The sequence below is a fragment of the Vreelandella lutescens genome (assembly GCF_014640815.1).
GTDB classification, from domain to species: domain Bacteria; phylum Pseudomonadota; class Gammaproteobacteria; order Pseudomonadales; family Halomonadaceae; genus Vreelandella; species Vreelandella lutescens.
Genome location: NZ_BMHM01000010.1, coordinates 1 through 19,585 on the forward strand (window position 1 = coordinate 1; position 19,585 = coordinate 19,585).

Annotated in this window: 18 protein-coding genes and 1 rRNA gene; 8 read left to right on the forward strand and 11 right to left on the reverse strand. The window is 57.3% G+C overall.

The genetic code is table 11. From position 1 onward, the window contains the following. Positions 1-190 precede the first annotated feature (190 nt). Positions 191-306 (forward strand): 5S ribosomal RNA (gene rrf, locus IEW65_RS16770). Positions 307-413: 107 nt separating this feature from the next. Further along, on the forward strand, positions 414-1,745 hold the full coding sequence (locus IEW65_RS16775) for a deoxyguanosinetriphosphate triphosphohydrolase (RefSeq protein ID WP_188640606.1): 1,332 nt from the start codon (positions 414-416) through the stop codon (positions 1,743-1,745). 9 nt (positions 1,746-1,754) lie between these two features. Here the strand turns inward: IEW65_RS16775 and IEW65_RS16780 are convergent, their stop codons facing one another. From IEW65_RS16780 to IEW65_RS16790, 3 genes are all read right to left on the reverse strand, one after another. Next, positions 1,755-2,663 carry a nuclease-related domain-containing protein gene (locus tag IEW65_RS16780; RefSeq protein ID WP_188640607.1) on the reverse strand — a complete coding sequence of 303 codons (909 nt, stop codon included), beginning with the start codon at positions 2,661-2,663 and terminating at the stop codon, positions 1,755-1,757. Positions 2,664-2,724: 61 nt separating this feature from the next. Beyond that, complete coding sequence (locus IEW65_RS16785; protein WP_188640608.1) at positions 2,725-3,099, reverse strand: translation initiation factor Sui1; 375 nt, start codon at positions 3,097-3,099, stop codon at positions 2,725-2,727. A gap of 1 nt (position 3,100) precedes the next feature. After that, positions 3,101-3,799 carry an HAD family hydrolase gene (locus IEW65_RS16790; protein ID WP_188640609.1) on the reverse strand — a complete coding sequence of 233 codons (699 nt, stop codon included), beginning with the start codon at positions 3,797-3,799 and terminating at the stop codon, positions 3,101-3,103. 249 nt (positions 3,800-4,048) lie between these two features. On the opposite strand from IEW65_RS16790, the gene IEW65_RS16795 reads away from it, so the two are divergent. After that, positions 4,049-4,477 (forward strand): hypothetical protein, encoded by a 429-nt coding sequence (locus tag IEW65_RS16795; protein ID WP_188640610.1) that lies wholly within the window; start codon positions 4,049-4,051, stop codon positions 4,475-4,477. Positions 4,478-4,487: 10 nt separating this feature from the next. Here the strand turns inward: IEW65_RS16795 and IEW65_RS16800 are convergent, their stop codons facing one another. From IEW65_RS16800 to tkt, 7 genes are all read right to left on the reverse strand, one after another. Beyond that, positions 4,488-4,832, reverse strand: a complete 345-nt coding sequence (locus IEW65_RS16800) for a hypothetical protein (RefSeq protein WP_188640611.1) — start codon at positions 4,830-4,832, stop codon at positions 4,488-4,490. Between the two features lie 122 nt (positions 4,833-4,954). Next, positions 4,955-6,019: a class II fructose-bisphosphate aldolase gene (gene fba, locus IEW65_RS16805; protein WP_188640612.1), complete on the reverse strand. Its 1,065-nt coding sequence runs from the start codon at positions 6,017-6,019 to the stop codon at positions 4,955-4,957. Positions 6,020-6,084: 65 nt separating this feature from the next. Further along, positions 6,085-7,254: a phosphoglycerate kinase gene (locus tag IEW65_RS16810; protein ID WP_188640613.1), complete on the reverse strand. Its 1,170-nt coding sequence runs from the start codon at positions 7,252-7,254 to the stop codon at positions 6,085-6,087. Positions 7,255-7,313: 59 nt separating this feature from the next. Continuing rightward, on the reverse strand, positions 7,314-8,342 hold the full coding sequence (locus IEW65_RS16815; protein ID WP_188640614.1) for a type I glyceraldehyde-3-phosphate dehydrogenase: 1,029 nt from the start codon (positions 8,340-8,342) through the stop codon (positions 7,314-7,316). A 60-nt stretch (positions 8,343-8,402) separates the two neighbouring features. Further along, entirely contained in the window at positions 8,403-9,122 is a 720-nt protein-coding gene (locus IEW65_RS16820) for an LrgB family protein (protein WP_188640615.1), read from the reverse strand. Further along, positions 9,112-9,465 carry a CidA/LrgA family protein gene (locus IEW65_RS16825; RefSeq protein WP_188640616.1) on the reverse strand — a complete coding sequence of 118 codons (354 nt, stop codon included), beginning with the start codon at positions 9,463-9,465 and terminating at the stop codon, positions 9,112-9,114. Before IEW65_RS16825 ends, IEW65_RS16820 begins: the two co-directional genes overlap by 11 nt. Positions 9,466-9,501: 36 nt before the next feature. Then, positions 9,502-11,493 carry a transketolase gene (gene tkt, locus IEW65_RS16830; RefSeq protein ID WP_188640617.1) on the reverse strand — a complete coding sequence of 664 codons (1,992 nt, stop codon included), beginning with the start codon at positions 11,491-11,493 and terminating at the stop codon, positions 9,502-9,504. Between the two features lie 246 nt (positions 11,494-11,739). Here tkt and metK point away from each other — a divergent pair, with 246 nt between their 5' ends. Both metK and ligB read left to right on the forward strand, forming a co-directional pair. After that, on the forward strand, positions 11,740-12,960 hold the full coding sequence (gene metK, locus IEW65_RS16835) for a methionine adenosyltransferase (RefSeq protein ID WP_188640618.1): 1,221 nt from the start codon (positions 11,740-11,742) through the stop codon (positions 12,958-12,960). A gap of 189 nt (positions 12,961-13,149) precedes the next feature. Then, positions 13,150-14,859: an NAD-dependent DNA ligase LigB gene (gene ligB, locus IEW65_RS16840; RefSeq protein WP_188640619.1), complete on the forward strand. Its 1,710-nt coding sequence runs from the start codon at positions 13,150-13,152 to the stop codon at positions 14,857-14,859. Here ligB and IEW65_RS16845 read toward each other — a convergent pair. Further along, the gene (locus IEW65_RS16845; protein WP_188640620.1) at positions 14,856-15,791 is read right to left on the reverse strand and encodes an AEC family transporter; all 936 of its coding nucleotides are present in this window, start codon (positions 15,789-15,791) and stop codon (positions 14,856-14,858) included. The two genes, ligB and IEW65_RS16845, sit on opposite strands and share 4 nt — an antisense overlap. Positions 15,792-15,931: 140 nt before the next feature. Here IEW65_RS16845 and metF point away from each other — a divergent pair, with 140 nt between their 5' ends. The 3 genes from metF to IEW65_RS16860 all read left to right on the forward strand — a co-directional run bounded on the left by metF (position 15,932) and on the right by IEW65_RS16860 (position 19,517). After that, the gene (gene metF / locus IEW65_RS16850; RefSeq protein WP_188640621.1) at positions 15,932-16,771 is read left to right on the forward strand and encodes a methylenetetrahydrofolate reductase [NAD(P)H]; all 840 of its coding nucleotides are present in this window, start codon (positions 15,932-15,934) and stop codon (positions 16,769-16,771) included. A gap of 186 nt (positions 16,772-16,957) precedes the next feature. Continuing rightward, on the forward strand, positions 16,958-18,178 hold the full coding sequence (locus IEW65_RS16855; RefSeq protein ID WP_188640622.1) for an SLC13 family permease: 1,221 nt from the start codon (positions 16,958-16,960) through the stop codon (positions 18,176-18,178). Between the two features lie 82 nt (positions 18,179-18,260). Beyond that, positions 18,261-19,517, forward strand: a complete 1,257-nt coding sequence (locus tag IEW65_RS16860; protein ID WP_188640623.1) for an MFS transporter — start codon at positions 18,261-18,263, stop codon at positions 19,515-19,517. The last annotated feature ends 68 nt before the right edge of the window (positions 19,518-19,585 follow it).

Genomic DNA, 19,585 nt, shown 5'->3' on the forward strand with positions numbered 1-19,585 from the left:
GAGCTAACGTGTACTAATGGCCCGTGAGGCTTGACCCTATAACACCCAAGGGGTCTGGTCGCAGTAATAACGAGGAGTGTGAATGCACTCAGAGAACCGGATACGCAGCAGCAAGCACAGGGGCTTGCTGACAAGAGACGATCACACAACATCCATTACCTGTTCAGCATGATGTACATGACAAGTTACGCCTGACGACCATAGCACGCGTGAACCACCTGATCCCTTGCCGAACTCAGAAGTGAAACCGCTTAGCGCCGATGGTAGTGTGGGGTCTCCCCATGCGAGAGTAGGTCATCGTCAGGCACTTATACTGCAAAGAACCCAGCCAATAGGCTGGGTTTTTTGTTTTTCTATCTGTCGTTTTATATCAGCGTTTTTATGTCAGAATGTGAACTCCAAGGAGGATCGCTATGACACAAATGCAATGGGATCAGTTACTTTCCCCTCGACGCCTTCACGATAAACGAACAGATAGCACCCGGGAAATTGGGCGTAGCCCCTTTCATAAAGATCATGATCGCATTGTCTTTTCCGGCTCTTTCCGACGCTTGGGGCGTAAAACCCAAGTGCACCCTCTGACTGAAAATGACCACATCCACACGCGTTTAACCCACTCCCTTGAAGTTGGCTGTGTCGGCCGCTCTCTAGGGATGATTGTGGGCGAGCTGCTGCGTGACCGCCTCCCTGAATGGATTACCCCCGCTGACTTGGGCGTTATTGTGCAAACGGCGTGTCTGGGCCATGACATCGGTAACCCGCCCTTTGGTCACGCCGGTGAGTACGCGATACGCGACTGGTTTCGTCGTGCCCAAGGAAGTGGCCTGCTGGAGGGCCTTTCAGAGGCCGAGCGCGAAGACCTGTTGACCTATGAAGGCAACGCGCAAGGCTTTCGCGTGATTACCCAGATTGAGTACAACCAGTTCAACGGCGGCATGCGCTTATCGGCTGCTACGCTCGGCACACTATTGAAGTACCCATGGACGGTACGCTATAGCGGTCGAGCGGGTAAGTTTGGCTGCTACCAATCAGAGCAAGCGCTGTTGAAAGAAGTGGCGGATGCGGTTGGGTTGCTTCCTCAAGGGGAGCAGCGCTGGTGTCGCCATCCGTTGGCCTGGCTTGTCGAAGCGGCAGATGATATTTGCTACGCCTTATTAGACCTGGAAGATGGCCTGGAGATGGGCATTCTGCGCTATGAGGAAGTGGTCGAGATTCTGCGTCAAATAGCCGGTGAGTTTCCGCCAGAGTATGCCGAGATGCAGCGTAAAAATGTCTCGCAACGCCGCCGCATCGCCCTACTCAGAGGAGCCGCTATGGAGCGAGCGGTGAACGACGTAGGCGCGGTATTTGTGCAGCATGAGCAGGCGCTACTCAGCGGTACCCTCAGCGAAGATCTATTAGAGCTGTGTCACCCGGATTTAGGCTGGGGTGTGCAGTCGGCCAAGCAGCTGGCTCGTGAGCGGATATTCCAAAATGAGCGCAAGGCGAAGCTTGAGATTGGTGCTTACACAACGCTAGGCATACTGCTTGAGGCCTTTATCGGCGCGGCCCATGAGTTGCACCACACGGGGCAAAGCTCTTTCAAGCACCAGCGGGTACTCGCATTAATTGGCGAGAACACACCGCTACCCTCGTGGACACTCTATGACAGCTACCGGCGAATGCTGGACTTTATTGGCGGGATGACCGACCACTATGCGGTCGATCTTGCCCAAGAGATGGGTGGCCGGTTACGCGGCGACTGAGTCTGCACATTACACGGAAGGTTGGCGGAGGTGCTTGAGTTCCATTAGGCGTGCTCGTTCTAGCAGAATATGAATCACTTTATCGTGGATGGCATCGCTCATCTGCCCTGGCGTAATGTTGGTGAGCTGTTTGGCAAGCTGCTCGCCACTGACCACCAGGATATCCGGTGCAGCCTCACTGGTATCAATTTCCCAGCCCGGTAACACCAGTACTCCTTTTACTGGCACCGGTACGCCACAGCGGCGCTCTAGCCACTGGCTGAGCCAGTTAACGCCTTGCCGCGTTTTATGCAGCGGCCGCCGCTCTTGCCAGTGGGGGAACCGCAGCCGCTCACGCTCAACGGCCACGCAGTTAAGCTCTTTACCATCGGTGCCAATGGCAAGCGTTCTAGCGCGGGTTTCCACCACAAACACGCCATGAGGTGTCACGACGACATGGTCAATGGTGAAACTATCAGTAGGCACGTCATGAAAAACGTAATAGGGATGTGCCTCAGGCCTTACTAAGCGCTCCAATTCCTGGCCCACCGCCAGTTCGCAGGCAAGCCCGAGTTTTAAGCGGCGAATGCGCTGATAGTCACGCACTAGCAGTAATGAAAATGCTAATACCAGCAGCGTACTCAGCAAACCGTACAGCGCCCACTCGACCCAATCCTGTTTATCCACAAACAGCATGCGTCCCATGCCATATACCAGCGGCGCGAGGCTAATCAGGGGACCTAAAGTGCCGTTCAGAAACAGGCTTGAAAAGGCTTGGTCCAAGCGATGGCGTAGTGCCTGGCCCGGCTCGCGCAGCGGCGCGTCAAAGGGGGAGTGAACGCGAGCATCGTGAAGGCTACGCAAGGCTAATACAATGCCGCCCATCGCTGCCATGGGAAACAAAAAGATGAGCGGTAGCAGGTATTCCAACCAAACCATTGTCGTGCCTTGCCCTTTAGCTATGAGCTTAAGGTCGTGCATCGCGTTGTATGACGACGCATCAACCGCCAGCTAATTTTACCTGATAACCCATGGAGGTTAAGGCATCCCGCAGTGTTTCGCGATGATCGCCTTGAATTTCTATCACGCCCTCTTTGACTGCGCCACCCGTGCCACAACGCTGTTTAAGTGTTTTGGACAAGGCTTTGAGGTCAGCATGAGCCAGTGGTATACCGCTGATGGTAGTCACTCCCTTGCCTTTGCGTCCGCTGGTTTCACGGCGGATGCGTACAATGCCATCTAATGCGGCAAGCCGCGCTTGCTCGCTGGTGTCTTCACAGCGGCAGTCATCAATAGGGGCACGGCAGTCGGGGCATGTTTTGCCATGCTCGGTAGAGTAAACCAGGCCACCGAGCTGATCACGTAATGAAGCCATACTATTTCTCTGTAGAGTGATGCGGCATGGTGGCCGGCCATCGCTCGTGGGTCAGTTGTTCAACAACGGCAGGCAGTTGGTACATGTTGCTAATCATAATAGCGCCTTCCGGTGTTGCTTCGGCATCGGGAAAGCGATTCAAATGAATCACTGTCATTCCCGCTTGCAGTGCGGCGCGAACACCGACGAGGGCGTCATCAATCGCAATGCAGTCTTTTGCCGCAAACCCCATGATACTGGCTGCGTGAAGATGTAAACAGGGCTCTGGCTTCCAGCAGTTAGCGGTATAGCCACTAAATAAGCGGTGATCGAAGTAGTGGCTCAGCCCAGTGGCATTGAGCGCGGTGCGAATCTTCGTTTCCGGCCCGTTCGATACTACCGCGCTTGGATAGCGTGCGAGTGCATCAAGTGACTCCCGAGCACCAGGGATGGTCGTTAATTCATTGGCTAGCCGATCGGCCAGATTGGCACGCATGGTTTGCTCCATGCGGTTTAGTTGGTCTGCATCGACTTCGCCATAGCGGGTTTGCAGTTCTGCCACGATACGTCGAAAGCGAGCGCCGCGAAACTCTCCCAGGTAATCAGAGGAGGCAAACGGTAGGCCCACTGTATTCAGGCCGCGGGCCATCTCTTCAGCAAGCAGGGGTTCGCTATCAACGAGGGTGCCATCGCAATCAAACAGCAGAAGTGGAAGCGGCATGGGAGTTCCTTGCAGCGTTACAAGCGCTACTCGCGTTAGTTTAAGCCGACCAGACGACTATTGAACGAGATTTTGTTGGCTTTGTGAACACTGTTTTATAATTTTTTACGGTTACCTTGTATACAGCCGCTACCTGTTGGCTTCTCTATGAAGTTAACTGCCCGGTTTACAAGGCAATCTATGTGAATCCCGATGAGAAAGGCTATAGTGGTTAGGCGACGCCGCAATAACCATAAAATGGAGATATATATGCGATTCCCCCCTTGGCTACTCTCATTTGTTGTTGGCACTGCGCTGATCACCTCTGCGGGCAGCGTGTTGGCTGAGCCAGAGGCTGACGCCAACAGCGAGCAGCATCAAGCGCTAGACGACGCGGCGCTGGAAGAGAAATATGGCATCAAAGCAGGGGCCGTTCAGCGAGATGAGCAGCCCTCTTCTGATATGCCAGCTGCGGACGCGTCTAGTGCAGAAGAAGATACTGACACGGCTGAAGCCGATACCAGCGATACCGACGCTGCCAACAACAGCACTGAGACAGAGAGCACGAGCACCGACACAGAGAGCGCCAGTACGAATGCTGAGAGCGAGAATACCGAAGGTGGCACGGGTGGTACCGGTAGCGCCGAAGATGCCATCGAAAACGGTGAAGACGATCAGAGCAACGACGATAACGAGTAATTTTCAACCGTTAGTGGGAAAGGCGTCGTGAGTTGGCGCTACTGCGTCGATGATAAGGTTTCATTGCCTTCTGGCTGGTAATCCACCAGGGGGCGTATTGACCACTCATCGCGCTGATGAATGCTTTTTGCATCACGAGGCCAGCTTCCATGCTGGCCTCGATTTTTTCAGTCACCATACGCTGATTTTCACGCATCATAGACGGGCTAAAAAAGGGCTGCGTTTGCCATAGCTGTTGGCGCATGGCGATCGTGGATAGCGACGAGCTCCATAGCTCCATCCCCATCATTCCGACCTTCCACACATCAAATATGGCGGTGGGCGGTGTGAATAGGGGTATTGAGGAGTGTTTCATAGTGAGGGCTGCCTGGTGAAGAAATGAGGGGTGGCGCTCTCTAGTAATAGCCTATTTGTGCTGCATTGCAACAAAAAAAGACGGCCCGAAGGCCGCCTTGGTATCGCTAATTGCTTAGCGGCTTATTTAATTTTAGGAGCCAGTTCGCCGCGCTCGTAGCGTTCGAACATCGCTTCCAGACTGATCGGCTTGATTTTGCTCGCGTTGCCAGCAGTGCCAAAGGCTTCGTAGCGGGCAATACACAGATCACGCATGGCGGTGACCGTTTCTTTCAGGAATTTGCGCGGATCAAATTCAGACGGATTCTCCGCCATGAAGCGGCGCACGGCTCCTGTGGATGCTAGGCGCAGGTCGGTGTCGATGTTCACCTTGCGCACGCCGTGCTTGATGCCTTCGACGATTTCCTCAACCGGTACGCCGTAGGTTTCCGGAATCTGACCGCCATAGCGGTTGATCACTTCCAGCCACTCCTGCGGCACGGAGGAGGAGCCGTGCATGACCAAGTGGGTATCTGGAATGCGCGCGTGGATCTCTTTGATACGCTGAATAGAGAGCGTATCGCCGGTGGGCGGCTTGGTGAATTTATACGCGCCGTGGCTGGTGCCGATCGCAATCGCCAGAGCGTCGACTTGAGTTGCCTTGACGAATGCAGCGGCTTCTTCGGGGTCGGTCAGCAGCTGTTCCATATCCAGCTTGCCTTCGGCACCAATGCCGTCCTCTTCACCGGCCATGCCGGTCTCCAGGCTGCCCAGGCAGCCCAGCTCGCCTTCTACAGAGACGCCACAAGCGTGGGCCATGGCGACCGCGCGACGAGTGACGTCAACGTTGTAGTCGTAATCCATCGGCGTCTTGCCATCTTCACCCAGCGAGCCGTCCATCATGACGGATGAGAAGCCAAGCTGAATGGAGCGCTGGCATACCGCAGGGCTGGTGCCATGATCCTGGTGCATCACCACTGGAATATGCGGGAACTCTTCGACGGCTGCCAGAATCAGGTGGCGCAGGAAGGGCGCGCCCGCGTATTTGCGCGCGCCAGCAGAGGCTTGAACGATTACCGGGGAGTCGGTGGCATCGGCCGCTTCCATGATAGCCCGCATCTGTTCAAGGTTGTTGACGTTGAACGCGGGGATACCGTAGCCATATTCGGCGGCGTGGTCGAGCATCTGGCGCATGCTAATTAAAGCCATGGGGTCACCTTATAGGTTGTCAGTGTGAACGGGTGCAGTGAGCGTGCAAGTTCAATTATTACGTATTAGCCGCGCTTTGCCGCAGCTTCAAGCGCAGCAACAGCCGGTAGCTGTTTGCCTTCAACGTACTCTAAAAACGCCCCGCCACCGGTGGAAATATAGGAAATGCGGTCGGCAATGGCGTATTTATCAATCGCAGCGAGGGTGTCACCGCCGCCCGCAATAGAAAATGCGCGGCTGTCAGCAATGGCATGGGAAAGCACCTCGGTGCCTTTGCCAAATTGATCAATCTCAAAAACGCCAACGGGGCCGTTCCACAAAATGGTGCCGGCATCCTTCAGCAGGCTGGCCAAGTGGGCAGCGGTGTCCGGGCCGATATCCAGAATCATCTCGTTATCAGCGACCTGATCCACCGGTTTGACCACTGCTTCCGCGGATTCAGAGAACTCCGTGGCCACGACAACGTCAGTGGGCAACGGAATAGAGACTTTCTCCATTAGCGCTTTGGCTTGACCGATCAGGTCGGCTTCGTAGAGCGATTTGCCCACATTATAGCCTGCCGCTGCGATAAAGGTGTTGGCGATCCCGCCGCCGACAATGAGCTGGTCGCACTTATCGGAGAGTGCGGTCAGCACGTCGAGCTTCGTGGAGACCTTGGAGCCGCCCACAATAGCCGCCATCGGCCGCGCCGGGTTCGCTAAGGCTTTCTCCAACGCATCCAGCTCTTGGGCCAGCAGCGGGCCTGCACAGGCGGTGGGCGCAAAGCGGGCCACGCCGTGGGTGGAGGCTTGAGCGCGGTGGGCAGTGCCGAAGGCGTCCATCACGAAGATATCGCACAGCGCGGCATACTGCTTGGCCAGCTGTTCGTCGTCTTTCTTCTCGCCGTTATTGAAGCGTACGTTCTCAAGCAGCACCACGTCGCCGTTGCTGAGCGTGGGCGCGGTGTTGAGGTAGTCGTTGATCAGTTTGACGGGGCTACCCAGCAGCTCGCCAAGGTGCTCGGCCACGGGAGCTAAGGAGAATTCCTCGGCAGGCTCGCCTTCCGTGGGGCGGCCCAGATGGCTCATCAGCATCACTTTGGCACCCGCTTTGGCCGCTGCTTGAATGGTCGGCAGTGCGGCGCGAAGGCGGGCATCGCTGGAAACACGGCCGTTTTTGATCGGCACGTTCAGGTCTTCACGAATCAGCACGCGCTGCCCTTCCAGGGGCAGATCGGTCATTTTTTGCACGTTCATGTGAGCGGTTTCCTCGTGTTCAAGCGAATGTAAGAGCGCTAGGTGATGCTACCCATCAGTTAGCGAAACGTTGCCAAGCGCTGGCTGATATCCAGCATGCGGTTGGCAAAGCCCCACTCGTTATCAAACCAGCACAGCAGCTTGATCAAGCGTGTGCCAGCCACCCGGGTTTGGGTGGCGTCTAGAATGCCAGAGCGGGGGTCATGATTAAAATCAATCGAAGCCATGGGCGCTTCGGTATAGCCTAGCACCCCTTTTAAGCGCTGCTGGCTGGCATTGTGGAGCAGCGCGTTCACCTGTGCGGCGCTGGTGTCGCGGCGTACGGTGAGTGCGGCATCCATGGCAGATACATTAATCGTCGGTACCCGCACGTGCAGGCACTCAAAGCGCCCGGCCAGGCTTGGCATCAGGCGGCTAATCCCCACTGCCAAGCCGGTATCCACCGGCACAATCGACTGCATGGCGGAGCGGGTTAAGCGCAAGTCAGTTTGATGATACGCATCGATCACCGGCTGGTCGTTCATCGCCGAGTGAATCGTGGTGGTGACGCCGTGCTCCAGACCTAATGCCTCATCCAGCACGGTGAGCAGCGGCACTAAACAGTTAGTGGTGCAGGACGCTGCAGAGAGAATGCGCTGCGTGGGAGCGAGCTCATGCTCGTTGATGCCCCACACGATGGTGGCATCCACATCGTTTTCAGCGGGCTGGGAGAACAGCAGCCGCTTGGCCCCAGCCGTTAAGTGCTGCTCGGCGGTGGCGCGATCCTTGAAGCTTCCCGAGCACTCCAGCACCAAGTCGATATCCAGTTCACCCCAGGGCAGCGCTGTCGGGTCGCGTTCACACAGCACGTGAATGCGCTGTCCATTAACGAGTAACGCGCTGCCATCGTTGTCCACTTCGCCCGGGAAGCGCCCGTGGGTGGTGTCGTAACGGGTGAGGTAAGTGATAGTAGCGAGGTCGGAAAGCTCATTAATGGCGACCACCTCAAGCTCTGGGTGGTGGCGCTCCACCAGCGCTCTCAGCACGCACTGGCCAATGCGCCCATAACCATTGATAGCAATGCGATATTTAGCGGAAGCGTTCGCCATGTGGTGATGCGGCTCTTAGAAAAAAGTGGCCCGATGATAGCGCATTTCAACGGGTGTTGCTTACCCAGCCAGACCCACTAATCGCCATGCAAGCGGTAGCAGCAGCGCGGTGAAAATACCGGTGAGGCTCATTCCGAGCGAGGCAAATGCCCCGGCGGTAGGGCTAATATCGAACGCTCGCACGGTACCGATAGCGTGCCCATTAAGCCCCAGCGCAAAACCGATGATGCGCTCATCGTTGATACGTAGCACTCGAGCGGCCAAGCTAACGAAGGGGATTGTCAGCACACCGGTCACCAGCAGCGAGCCCATTAACAGCGCGACACTGCCGCCCAACTGTTCCGTAATCCCAATGGCAATCGGCGCGGTCACCGACTTTGCCGCAATGGAGGCCAAAATGTCTGGGCCAGCACCTAGCAGCCAGGCAATGCCTAAGGCGTAGCAAGCAGCTAAGGAGGCGGCAATGGGCAGGCAGGCAGCCAGCGGTCGCCATAGTTCACGAATACGCGGCAGTTGCTGATAAAGCGGCATACCTAGCGCCACCGTGGCGGGGCCTAACAGCACGGTTAGCCACGTAGCGCCCTGCTGATAGGTAGCGTAAGGCACCCCCAGCAGCGCCAGTATCGCGGCCAAAAGAAGTGCCGCGATCAAAATAGCGGGCAGCCAGGAGGGTTTGCTCAGGCGCATGAAAAGTGCGCTGCCCACCAAATAAGCGGCTAGCGTTAAGCCCACGGCAAATAAAGGCGTTGCGGTTAAGGTGGGCAGCAGGTTAGTCAGCATGGCTGCGCCCCATTAAACGCTTTAGTAACCATAGCGTGGTGAACACGCTGAGCAGCGTGCCGAGGAGCAGGGAGGCCACAATGGCCAGCCATTGACCCGCCAGTTCATCCAGAATAAAGAACACGCCCACCACGCCTGGCATGATCAGCATGGCCAGAAGCGCAATCAGCGGTTGAGCGGCAGCGGCAAGACTAGACGGTACTCTGCCGATCATAGCGAGGGTGGCGCACAGCAGCAGCATGCCCACCACCCCAGAAGAGATAGGTAAACCGGAGAAGTGAATGACTACTTCTCCGATTAACCAGTAGCTAATTAGCCATAACAGACCGTTTAGCGCGGGCATCGCGATGCCCGCACTGTGTGATCCGCGAGTGAGGAATTAAACCAGCAGCTCATTGGCTTGTTTAACAATGTTCTCGACGGTAAAGCCGAAGTGCTTGAACAGCTCGCCAGCCGGGGCCGACTCGCCAAAGGTAGTCATGCCAATCACGCGGCCATCTAGGCCAACGTATTTGTACCAGTAGTCGGCATGGCCTGCTTCGATGGCAATACGCTTGGTCACGGCTTTGGGCAGAACGCTTTCACGGTAGTCAGCGTCTTGGCCGTTGAAGCGGTATGCCGAAGGCATGGAGACCACGCGTACGGCTTTACCCTGCTGCTCCAGCTCGGCCGCGGCGTCCATGGCCAGGGAGACTTCGGAGCCCGTGGCAATCAGGATCAGCTCTGGCGTGCCTTCGCTATCTTTCAGCACATAGCCGCCGCGCTGGATAGACGCGAGCTGTGCCTTGGTACGCGGCTGGTGCGGCAGGTTCTGGCGCGAGAGTACCAGGGCTGTCGGGCCGGAGTGGCGCTTAATCGCGGCATCCCAGGAAGCGGCGGTCTCCACGGCGTCACAGGGGCGCCACGTGTTCAGGTTCGGCGTGGTGCGCAGGCTGGTGAGCTGCTCAATCGGCTGGTGCGTTGGGCCGTCTTCACCCAGGCCAATGGAGTCGTGGGTAAACACGTAGATAGCCTGCTGACCCATCAGCGCCGCCATACGCACGGCGTTGCGCATGTACTCCATAAAGATTAGGAAGGTAGCGCCATACGGCACGAAACCGCCGTGCAGGGCGATACCATTCATCACCGCGCCCATGCCGAATTCACGCACACCGTAGTGTAGGTAGTTGCCGCTGGCATCTTCGGGAGTGATCGCTTTCGCGCCCTTCCAGAATGTCAGGTTAGACGGCGCTAAGTCGGCGCTGCCGCCGAGCAGTTCCGGCATTTGCGGGCCAATCACGTTCAGCGCTTCAAACGACGCTTTACGCGAGGCAATGCTTTCACCTTTCTCTTGAGCCTGCTGAATCAGCGCTTCGGTCGCCAACTCAGTGGGCAGCTGCGCTTTCATGCGGCGTTTGAATTCACGCGCTTCTTCCGGGAAGGCTTCGGTGTAGCGAGCGAAGCGGCCTTCCCACTCTTGCTGGCGCTTCTTACCGGCGTCGCGGGCATCCCAGGCGGAGTAAATCGGCTCGGGGATATGGAAGGGCGCGTGCTCCCAGCCCAGTTGCTTACGCGCCAGGGCCACTTCTTCGTCACCCAGCGGTGCGCCGTGGGCTTCTTCTTTGCCCTGCTTGTTGGGGGCACCAAAACCGATAATGGTTTTGCAGATGATCAGGCTTGGCTTGTCGTCATGGCTCTTCGCCAGCTCAATGGCCGCCTTGATCTCTTCAGGCTTGTGGCCGTCGACGTTCGGTACCACGTGCCAGCCGTAGGCCTCAAAGCGCTTGGCGGTATCGTCGGTGAACCAGCCTTCCACTTCGCCATCGATAGAGATGCCGTTGTCGTCGTAAAGGGCAATCAGTTTGCCCAGCTGCTGCGTGCCTGCCAAGGACGCCGCTTCGTGGGAGATACCCTCCATCAAGCAGCCATCGCCCAGGAAACACCAGGTGTGGTGGTCAACGATGGTATGGCCGGGGCGGTTGAACTGCGCGGCCAGCGTTTTCTCAGCAATCGCGAAACCTACCGCGTTAGCAAAGCCTTGGCCCAGCGGCCCGGTGGTGGTTTCGATGCCGGGGGCGTAGCCAAACTCCGGGTGGCCTGCGGTGGGCGAGTGCAGCTGGCGGAAGTTTTGCAGCTGCTCCAGGCTAAGCTCGTAGCCGCTTAGGTGTAAAAGCGAGTAGAGCAGCATGGAACCGTGGCCATTCGACAGCACGAACCGATCACGATCAGCCCACTTAGGGTCTTCGGGGTTGTGCTTGAGGTGGTCATTCCACAGCACCTCGGCAATATCAGCCATACCCATGGGCGCGCCAGGGTGGCCAGATTTGGCCTTCTGAACAGCATCCATGGAAAGGGCGCGAATGGCATTGGCCAGCTCAAAACGGGACGGCATGGGGGTGCTCCTCGCCTGAAAACGGAAAGAATAAAGGCGCTATTGTCGCTGACTTCCCCGGCGGCGGCAAATTCTCAGGGGCACGTTGTGGGAAGAACTTCCAACAGCGTGTAGACTCTGCCTCCCGAAGTGGTGGTGAAAGTGATGGTGCCGCTTCTTTATACGGGCAGGGAACTTCCTGCCATGATTTCCTGCTGATGCTGTGGTCATAATGATGCAGCCGTCATACAGAGGGTCGAGTGCGCGATGAGCGAATATTCCCTGTTTACCTCCGAGTCCGTTTCCGAAGGCCATCCCGATAAGATTGCCGACCAGATTTCAGACGCGGTGCTAGATGCCATTATCGCCCGGGATAAACAGGCCCGTGTTGCCTGTGAAACGATGGTGAAGACGGGTGTTGCCATTATTGCTGGTGAGATCACCACGTCTGCGTGGGTGGATCTAGAGACGCTGGTGCGTGATGTGATTACCGATATCGGCTACACCTCTTCTCAGGTGGGCTTCGACGGTGCCACGTGCGGCGTGATCAACCTGATTGGCAAGCAGAGTGTTGATATTGCTCAGGGCGTTGATCGGACCAAACCAGAAGATCAAGGTGCCGGTGACCAGGGCCTGATGTTTGGCTACGCCACCAACGAAACCGATTCGTTTATGCCTGCCCCGATTCACTACTCGCACCGTTTGGTCGAGCGTCAGGCGGAGCTGCGTAAAAACGGCCTGCTGCCGTGGCTGCGTCCGGATGCCAAGAGCCAGGTCACTTTCCGCTATAACGCCGAAGGTCAACCGTGTGGCGTGGATGCGATTGTCCTGTCGACTCAGCACGACCCGGAAATCGATCAAGAAGACCTGCGCAAAATGATTAAGCGTGAAGTCATTGAGCAGGTGATTCCCGCTGAGTGGTTGGACGCCAACACCCAGTACCACATCAATCCGACCGGCAAGTTCGTGATTGGCGGCCCGGTGGGCGACTGTGGCCTGACCGGTCGTAAGATCATCGTCGATACTTACGGCGGCATGGCTCGTCACGGTGGCGGCGCGTTCTCGGGCAAAGATCCGTCCAAAGTAGACCGCAGCGCCGCGTACGCCGGCCGCTATGTAGCGAAAAACGTCGTCGCTGCAGGCTTGGCTGATAAGTGCGAGATTCAGGTCTCCTACGCCATCGGCGTGGCAGAGCCTACCTCTGTGTCTATCGACACCTTCGGTACCGGTAAAATCGACGACGCAAGCATCGTTAAGCTGGTGCGCGAGCACTTCGATCTGCGCCCTTACGCGATCACCAAGATGCTGGACCTACTGCACCCGATGTACCGCCTGACGGCGGCTTATGGCCACTTTGGCCGCGAGCCGTTCGAGCACAGCTACAGCTGGGTGGACGACAAAGGCGAAACGCACACTGAAACGTTTACAGCCTTTCCGTGGGAAAAAACCGACAAAGCGGATGCGCTGCGTCAGGACGCTGGCCTATAAGCTTCCCGCTAGCGCGATGAGCGTCACGGGTTAGCGAAAAGCGCCCTCTGGTTCACGCCAGGGGGCGCTTTTTTATGTGCCGAACGCAGCGCTGAGAGTGGCCATATACGCATTGCATCTCTGCCAGTTTCATATAAGTTAACTTTAATAAGGGCTGAAAAATCTCCCGTTCACCACGTGAGGATGCGTATGCCGGGTTGGCGAATCACCGGAATGGCGGGCCTAGCGGCAGCCTGGTTAATGAGTGTCACCTTTTCCGCACAGGCAAACATGTGCCCCGACTGGCCCGCTGAGCGGCTGGCGCTGGAAACCCAGGCGCTAGCCGAACATATCGAAGTGTGGGACCGCGCTTACCATGATGACGGCGAATCGCTGATTGCCGATGAGCTGTACGATCAGGCGCTGGCACGGCTGGAAAACTGGCAAGCCTGTCTGGATGCCCCAGCCCCCCACCGGCCACTGACCCGCGTCACGAGCAGCAGCGGTACTCGCACGCATCCGGCTGCTCAAACGGGGCTCACTAAAGCCGATGAGGACGGCATTCGACGCTTTACCAGCCGCCGCGAAGACCTGTGGATTCAGCCCAAGGTGGATGGCGTCGCGGTGACGCTGCGTTACCAGGGCGGGGAACTTGTCGAAGCCGTTAGCCGGGGAGACGGCGAGCGAGGGCAGGATTGGACGGCGCGGGTTCAGCAACTGCCCGGTGTGCCCGTATCGCTCCCTGAGCCACTCTCTGCGGTGTTACAAGGCGAGCTCTACTGGCGGCTGGATAATCACGTGCAGTCGCGCCATCCCGACTCAGGAGCGCGTGGCGCCGTGGCCGGTGCCATGGCGCAGCGCGACCCAAGCCAAGAGACGCTGAACCGCATCGGTTTGTTCGTATGGGACTGGCCGGATGGCCCGACGCAGATGACCGAACGGCTGGCGCAACTGACGGCGCTGGGGTTCGATACGGCCGACTACACTCATTCGATCAACGGCCAGGAAGCGGCCGCCGAGTGGCGCGAACGTTGGTTTAACGGACCGCTGCCGTTTGCCACCGACGGCGTGGTGTTAAAACAGGCTGAGCGCCCTGGCGTGCGCAGCTGGTCGTCATCGCCCCCCGAGTGGGCGGTGGCCTGGAAGTATCCGTCTCAGCAGGCGCTAGCCCAGGTGCGCGGGGTGGAGTTTAGGGTAGGGCGAACCGGGCGCGTAACGCCGCTGCTATGGCTCTACCCGGTGACTCTAGAAGGGCGGCGCATCAGCCGCGTATCGCTGGGCTCGCTGGAACGCTGGCAAGCGTGGGACGTGCGCCCTGGTGACCAAGTGGCGGTGACGTTGGCGGGCCTGACGATTCCTCAGGTAGACAGCGTGGTGTGGCAAACCCGCGAAAGGGCCGCCCTAAGCACCCCACCGCCCGAGCGCTACCATCTGTTGAGCTGCTTTAGGCTAACGCCAGAACTAACTTCAGAGCTAGCGCCAGAATGCAGCGCCCAGCTGCTGGCCCGCTTAACCTATCTCAGCGAGCAGCTGGGCATGCGAGGGATTGGCGAAGGCACTTGGCAGGCGCTGATGGAGGCCGGTGTGGTGACGGAGCTGCTTGGCTGGTTGGAGCTTACGCCAGAGCAGCTACAGCAAGCCCACGGCATTGGAGAAACCAGCGCCGATGCGCTGGCGGCGCAATTTAATGCAGCGCGCCAAGCGCCTTATGCAACATGGCTAACGGCGCTGGGGATGCCGCCCGGTGGCGACGCTCGACTAGGCGACTGGTACACCCTATCGGGGTACTCCCGAACCGATTGGCAGGCTGCCCCCGGGGTTGGCGCAGTGCGCGGTGAGGCGCTCGTCGCCTTCTTCAACCACCCAGACGTTCAGCGCATGGCCCGCCAGCTGCAGCAGGCGGGCGTTGATGGTTTTTAACCCAGCCCAGTTAAGCGCAGCATCAGCCCCAGATAGAGCGGGATCAACAGCGGTGCCAGCAGCGTAGTGGTGAGTACCGCTAAAGCGCCTTTCTGTGGCTGAATGCCTAACTCCATGGCCACCACCACCACGTTAGAGGCCATGGGCACCACGCCCAGCAGCAGCAGCGCCATCGCAAGCTCTGGTGCCAGCGGCGTGAACTGTTGGAGCACCAGCACCGCCCCCAGCATGACCAGCGGCCAGAGCAGATAGCGAAGCCCCACGCAGGTTGCGACAAAGCGCGCATCCCACGCGGCGAGCGTGACCTGGCTTAACGTCATGCCAATAATCATCATGCCCAGCAGGGTATAGGTGGCGGGAAAGACCGCTAATGAACTCATCAGTGACTCAGGCAGCGTGGCGTTGAGCGCGTTTAGCAGCAGTGCTAAGAAAAAGGCATAAATCAGCGGGAGGCGGGCAATTTTGGCGAGGCTCTGGCGTACCGAGAAGTGGCCACGGGCACTCAGGTAAAACCCCACCGTGAACTCGTATAAATTGATGCCTAGCATACAGAAGAGATACAGCGTCACGCCTTCGGGGGGCAGCAAAATCAGTGCCACCGGTAGCCCAAAGTAGCCGGTGTTGCCGGTGCCGGAAGAGAACGCTAGCAGCGCGCCCTCCTGCGGGCCAAAGCGGTGTTGGGTGGCCCAGCGCACCGCCAGTGCCATACCGCTGACTAACAGGAACATAGCAAAGGTCAGCACCAAATACTCGGCGGTGGGGCCGCCATTCATCAGCGCACGAAAAATTGTCAGCGGCGCAATCAAATACACCAGCAGCGTGGCAATCGGGCGCGGGTCGATGTTGAGCCGCTGGGCGGCAATAAAGCCGAGCCCCACATACCCTAACAGCATCAGCAGCGGGCCCATTAAAGCGCTAGGTGCTAAGTCCATTTCTCCTCCTTGATAGACGCGGTAGTGCCAACATGAGCCGAATTGAAGGTCGACCGTGGAATCTTTCATTAGCCGCTGCGCGGCGAAGCAGCGAGAATACCTCAAATAATGATCACGTTACCGCACTGCGAGGACAAACCATGAGCAGCCAAGAGCATCCGTTAGGTATTAGCTTTGAATTCTTTCCGCCCAACACTGACGCAGGCCGGGAGAAGCTAATTCACGTGCGTGATGAGCTGGCCGCTCGTAACCCGCGCTTTTTCTCCGTTACCTACGGCGCGGGTGGCTCTACCCAGGCGCGTACTCGGGACATCGTGCGCACCGTCAGCCAAAGTGGCATTACTACGGCACCGCACCTCTCCTGTATCGGCAGTGAAAAGGCCCAGCTGCGCGACCTGCTGGCCCAGTACCGGGAAGAGGGCGTGGATAGCCTAGTGGCCCTGCGCGGCGACATGCCCTCTGGCATGGCAAGCATTGGCGAGCTGCGGTATGCCAACGAGCTGGTGGAGTTCATCCGTGACGAAACGGGAGATCATTTCGAGATTGCGGTGGGCGCTTACCCTGAGTCGCACCCTCAGGCCCCCAGTTTTGAAAAGGACGTAGAAAACTTCGCCCGTAAGATGAACGCGGGGGCCAACATGGCCATCACCCAGTACTTCTTTACCGCCGATGCCTACTTCCACTTCGTTGATAAAGCGCGGGCGCTGGGCGTTGAGCAGCCGATTATTCCCGGCATTATGCCGATTACCAACTACACCAAGTTAGCGCGGTTTTCCGATGCCTGCGGCGCGGAAATTCCCCGCTGGATTCGCAAGCAGCTAGAAGCGTACGGCGATGACAGCGAGGCTATCGCCGCTTTCGGTACCGATGTGGTGACTCGCCTGTGCGAGCGCCTGCTGGATGGCGGCGCGCCAGGCCTGCACTTCTACACGCTGAACCAAGCGGCACCAGTATTGAAGGTGGTAGATAACCTCAGCTAACGCTTTTGCCTGCTGATCAAACCGGCCTGCATCCTTGATGCAGGCCGGTTTTTTTATGGGCGGCAATCACGACACTTGTGTCATTAACGTTGGGTTCAAGTTGGCTCCGTATAATCCCTGTTGTCATTTCTTGCTTGGCTAATGCCTAGAGCGTAATAGCGTTAAGGCGATAAGGAGTTTTGCATCATGTGGCTGATTACCATCATGTTTGCCATGACGTATCTAGGTATGGCTGCCGGGCAGCTACCGGGACTGAAGGTGGATCGGTCATGGATAGCGATGGCAGCTGCCTGCGTATTGTTGGTCTCTGGCACGGTGCTGCTGGACGACATCTCCAGCCACATTGATATAGGCGCGCTTACCCTGCTGTTCGCGCTCATGTTGGTATCGGCTCAGTTTGGTTTTTCAGGCGTCTATGCGCGGCTTTCGGGTTTAATCACCGCGCAGGCTGAGCGCCCCAGTGTCTTGTTGCTAGGGGTTGTGGTGTTGGGAGGCGTGTTATCAGCGTTGTTGGTGAATGACATCGTCGCCTTTGCACTGACGCCACTACTGTGTCAGACGCTGCTAGAGCGCGGTCTGGATCCGCGTCCCTTCCTATTGGCGCTTGCCATGTCCTGTAACGCGGGGTCTGCGGCCAGCCTGATTGGCAATCCGCAGAATATTCTGATTGGGCAAGCTGGCGGGTTAGATTTCTGGGGCTACAGCCTACAAGCGCTGGTGCCCGCGTTAGCTGCTCTGCTTATCACTTACGGCGTGATCTGGTTGTTATGGCGTCGACGTTGGGCATTAAACGTTATGCCAGCAACGACCACCAAGGCGTTAACACCCGTGACAGAAAGCCTGAGCTATAAGCCGCTGCTGGCAGCGATGGCTTTGCTGGCGCTGTTTTCAACCGGAATGCCAAGAGAGTGGTCGGCGCTTGCTGTTGCACTTGTTCTGATGATGTCTCGGACAGTCGCCAGCCGCCGTTACGTGGAGGCTGTGGACTGGAACCTGTTGCTGTTATTTATCGGGCTGTTTGTGGTCACCGGTAGCGTTGCCTCGCTGCCTGAAGCCGGGGCGCTGGTGAACCGCCTGTTGGGTGAAGGCGGCTTGCCAAGCAATGTGTGGAGCCTTGCCGGAGTGTCGCTGCTAGCCAGCAATGTCATTGGCAATGTGCCGTTTGTCGTACTGCTGCTAGGACTTTTCCCAGAACTGCCTGAATCCACACTGGTAATACTGGCAGTGATGTCGACCCTGGCCGGTAACTTGCTGTTGATTGGCAGTGTCGTGAATCTCATTGTGGCCGAAGGCGCTAAGCGCCAGGGAGTAGATCTTGGCTTCTTTGAGTTTGCGCGTGCTGGCATTCCAGTCACGGTGCTGTCTGTGTTGGTGGCTGGGCTCTGGCTTGGCTACCTGCTGGCATAGTGCTGCAACCTGGTGTGCAAAACATTGAAAAGTAACTCTGATCATTAAGCTCTTAGCGGGCATTACTCAGCACGAGATGGCTATGCAGAAGGACATAACCGTACAAAGTCGACGCGGCCTGGATTGGATGAACTTCTTTCTTGCCGATGTGCGAGATGGGGTCGGCCCCTATTTAGCGATATTTTTGCTGGCGTCTCAGAATTGGTCTAGCAGTGATATTGGCCTGGTGATGGGGGCCATGGGGGTGGCAACAGGTTTAGCGCAAATACCGGCTGGCAAATGGATGGATAGCGTCAGAAATAAGCGTCTTCTTCTCTCGGGTGCTTGCGGTGTGGTCGCTATTGCCTGTCCGCTAATGGCGCTTTATCCCGTTATGTGGGTCGTTCTTCCGGCGCAAATCGCTATTGGAGCGGCGGCTGCCTTTATTTTGCCTGGCATTGCTTCCTTGACGTTAGGGTTGGTGGGCCACCGTCAACTCGCGGGTCACACGGGGCGCAATGAGGTATTTAATCATGCCGGTAATATCGTGGCAGCGTTGCTGGCGGGGGCGGTGGGTTATTTCATCGCCAACGAATACATTTTTTGGGTGGTCTCTCTATGGAGCCTGTTCTCCATCGTATCGGTGATGACCATCAGGCCATCTGAGGTTGATGATGCACAAGCACGGGGCGCGGAGCGGGGCTCAGCAGGTGAAATTCACATTGCTAAGTTTTTGCCACTGTTAAAAAACCGGAACATTCTCATTTTTGCCACTGTTGTCATGCTGTTCCACTTTGGCAATGCGGCGATGCTACCGCTAGTGGGGCAGCAGTTGTCTACCCAGGCCAATGGCGAGGGCGCATCTTTGTGGATGAGCGCTTGTATTATTTTGGCGCAGTTAGTCATGATTCCCATCGCTAAATTTGCCGGTAAATACGTGGATATATGGGGCACACGTCCTGTTTTTATGATTGCGCTCGTCGCGCTACCGATTCGAGGTGTGTTGTATACATTGAGTGATGCGCCCATGTATTTGCTAGCGGTTCAGATGCTAGACGGCGTAGGGGCGGGGATATTCGGTGTGATTTGGGTGTTGGTAGTGGCGGATCTAACCAAAGGTTCAGGCCATTACAGTTTGACGCTAGGGTTAATGAATGTTGCTCACATGGTTGGATTTTTTCTCAGCCAAACGACAGCAGGTAGGGTGGTAGATACCGCTGGCTCATTCAGTGCTGGATTTTTATATCTAGCGGCTGTGGCGGGATTAGCACTGCTGTTATTTGCAGTCGCGATGCCGGAGACACGAACGCTGGGGTTGGGAGGGCGGTTAAAGGGTAAGAGCGACACAGCCCTCACGTAAGTTGAGCCATAAACGGTGAGCACTCGTTGTTAACGTTAAAAAGCCGGAATCTCTCGATTCCGGCTTTT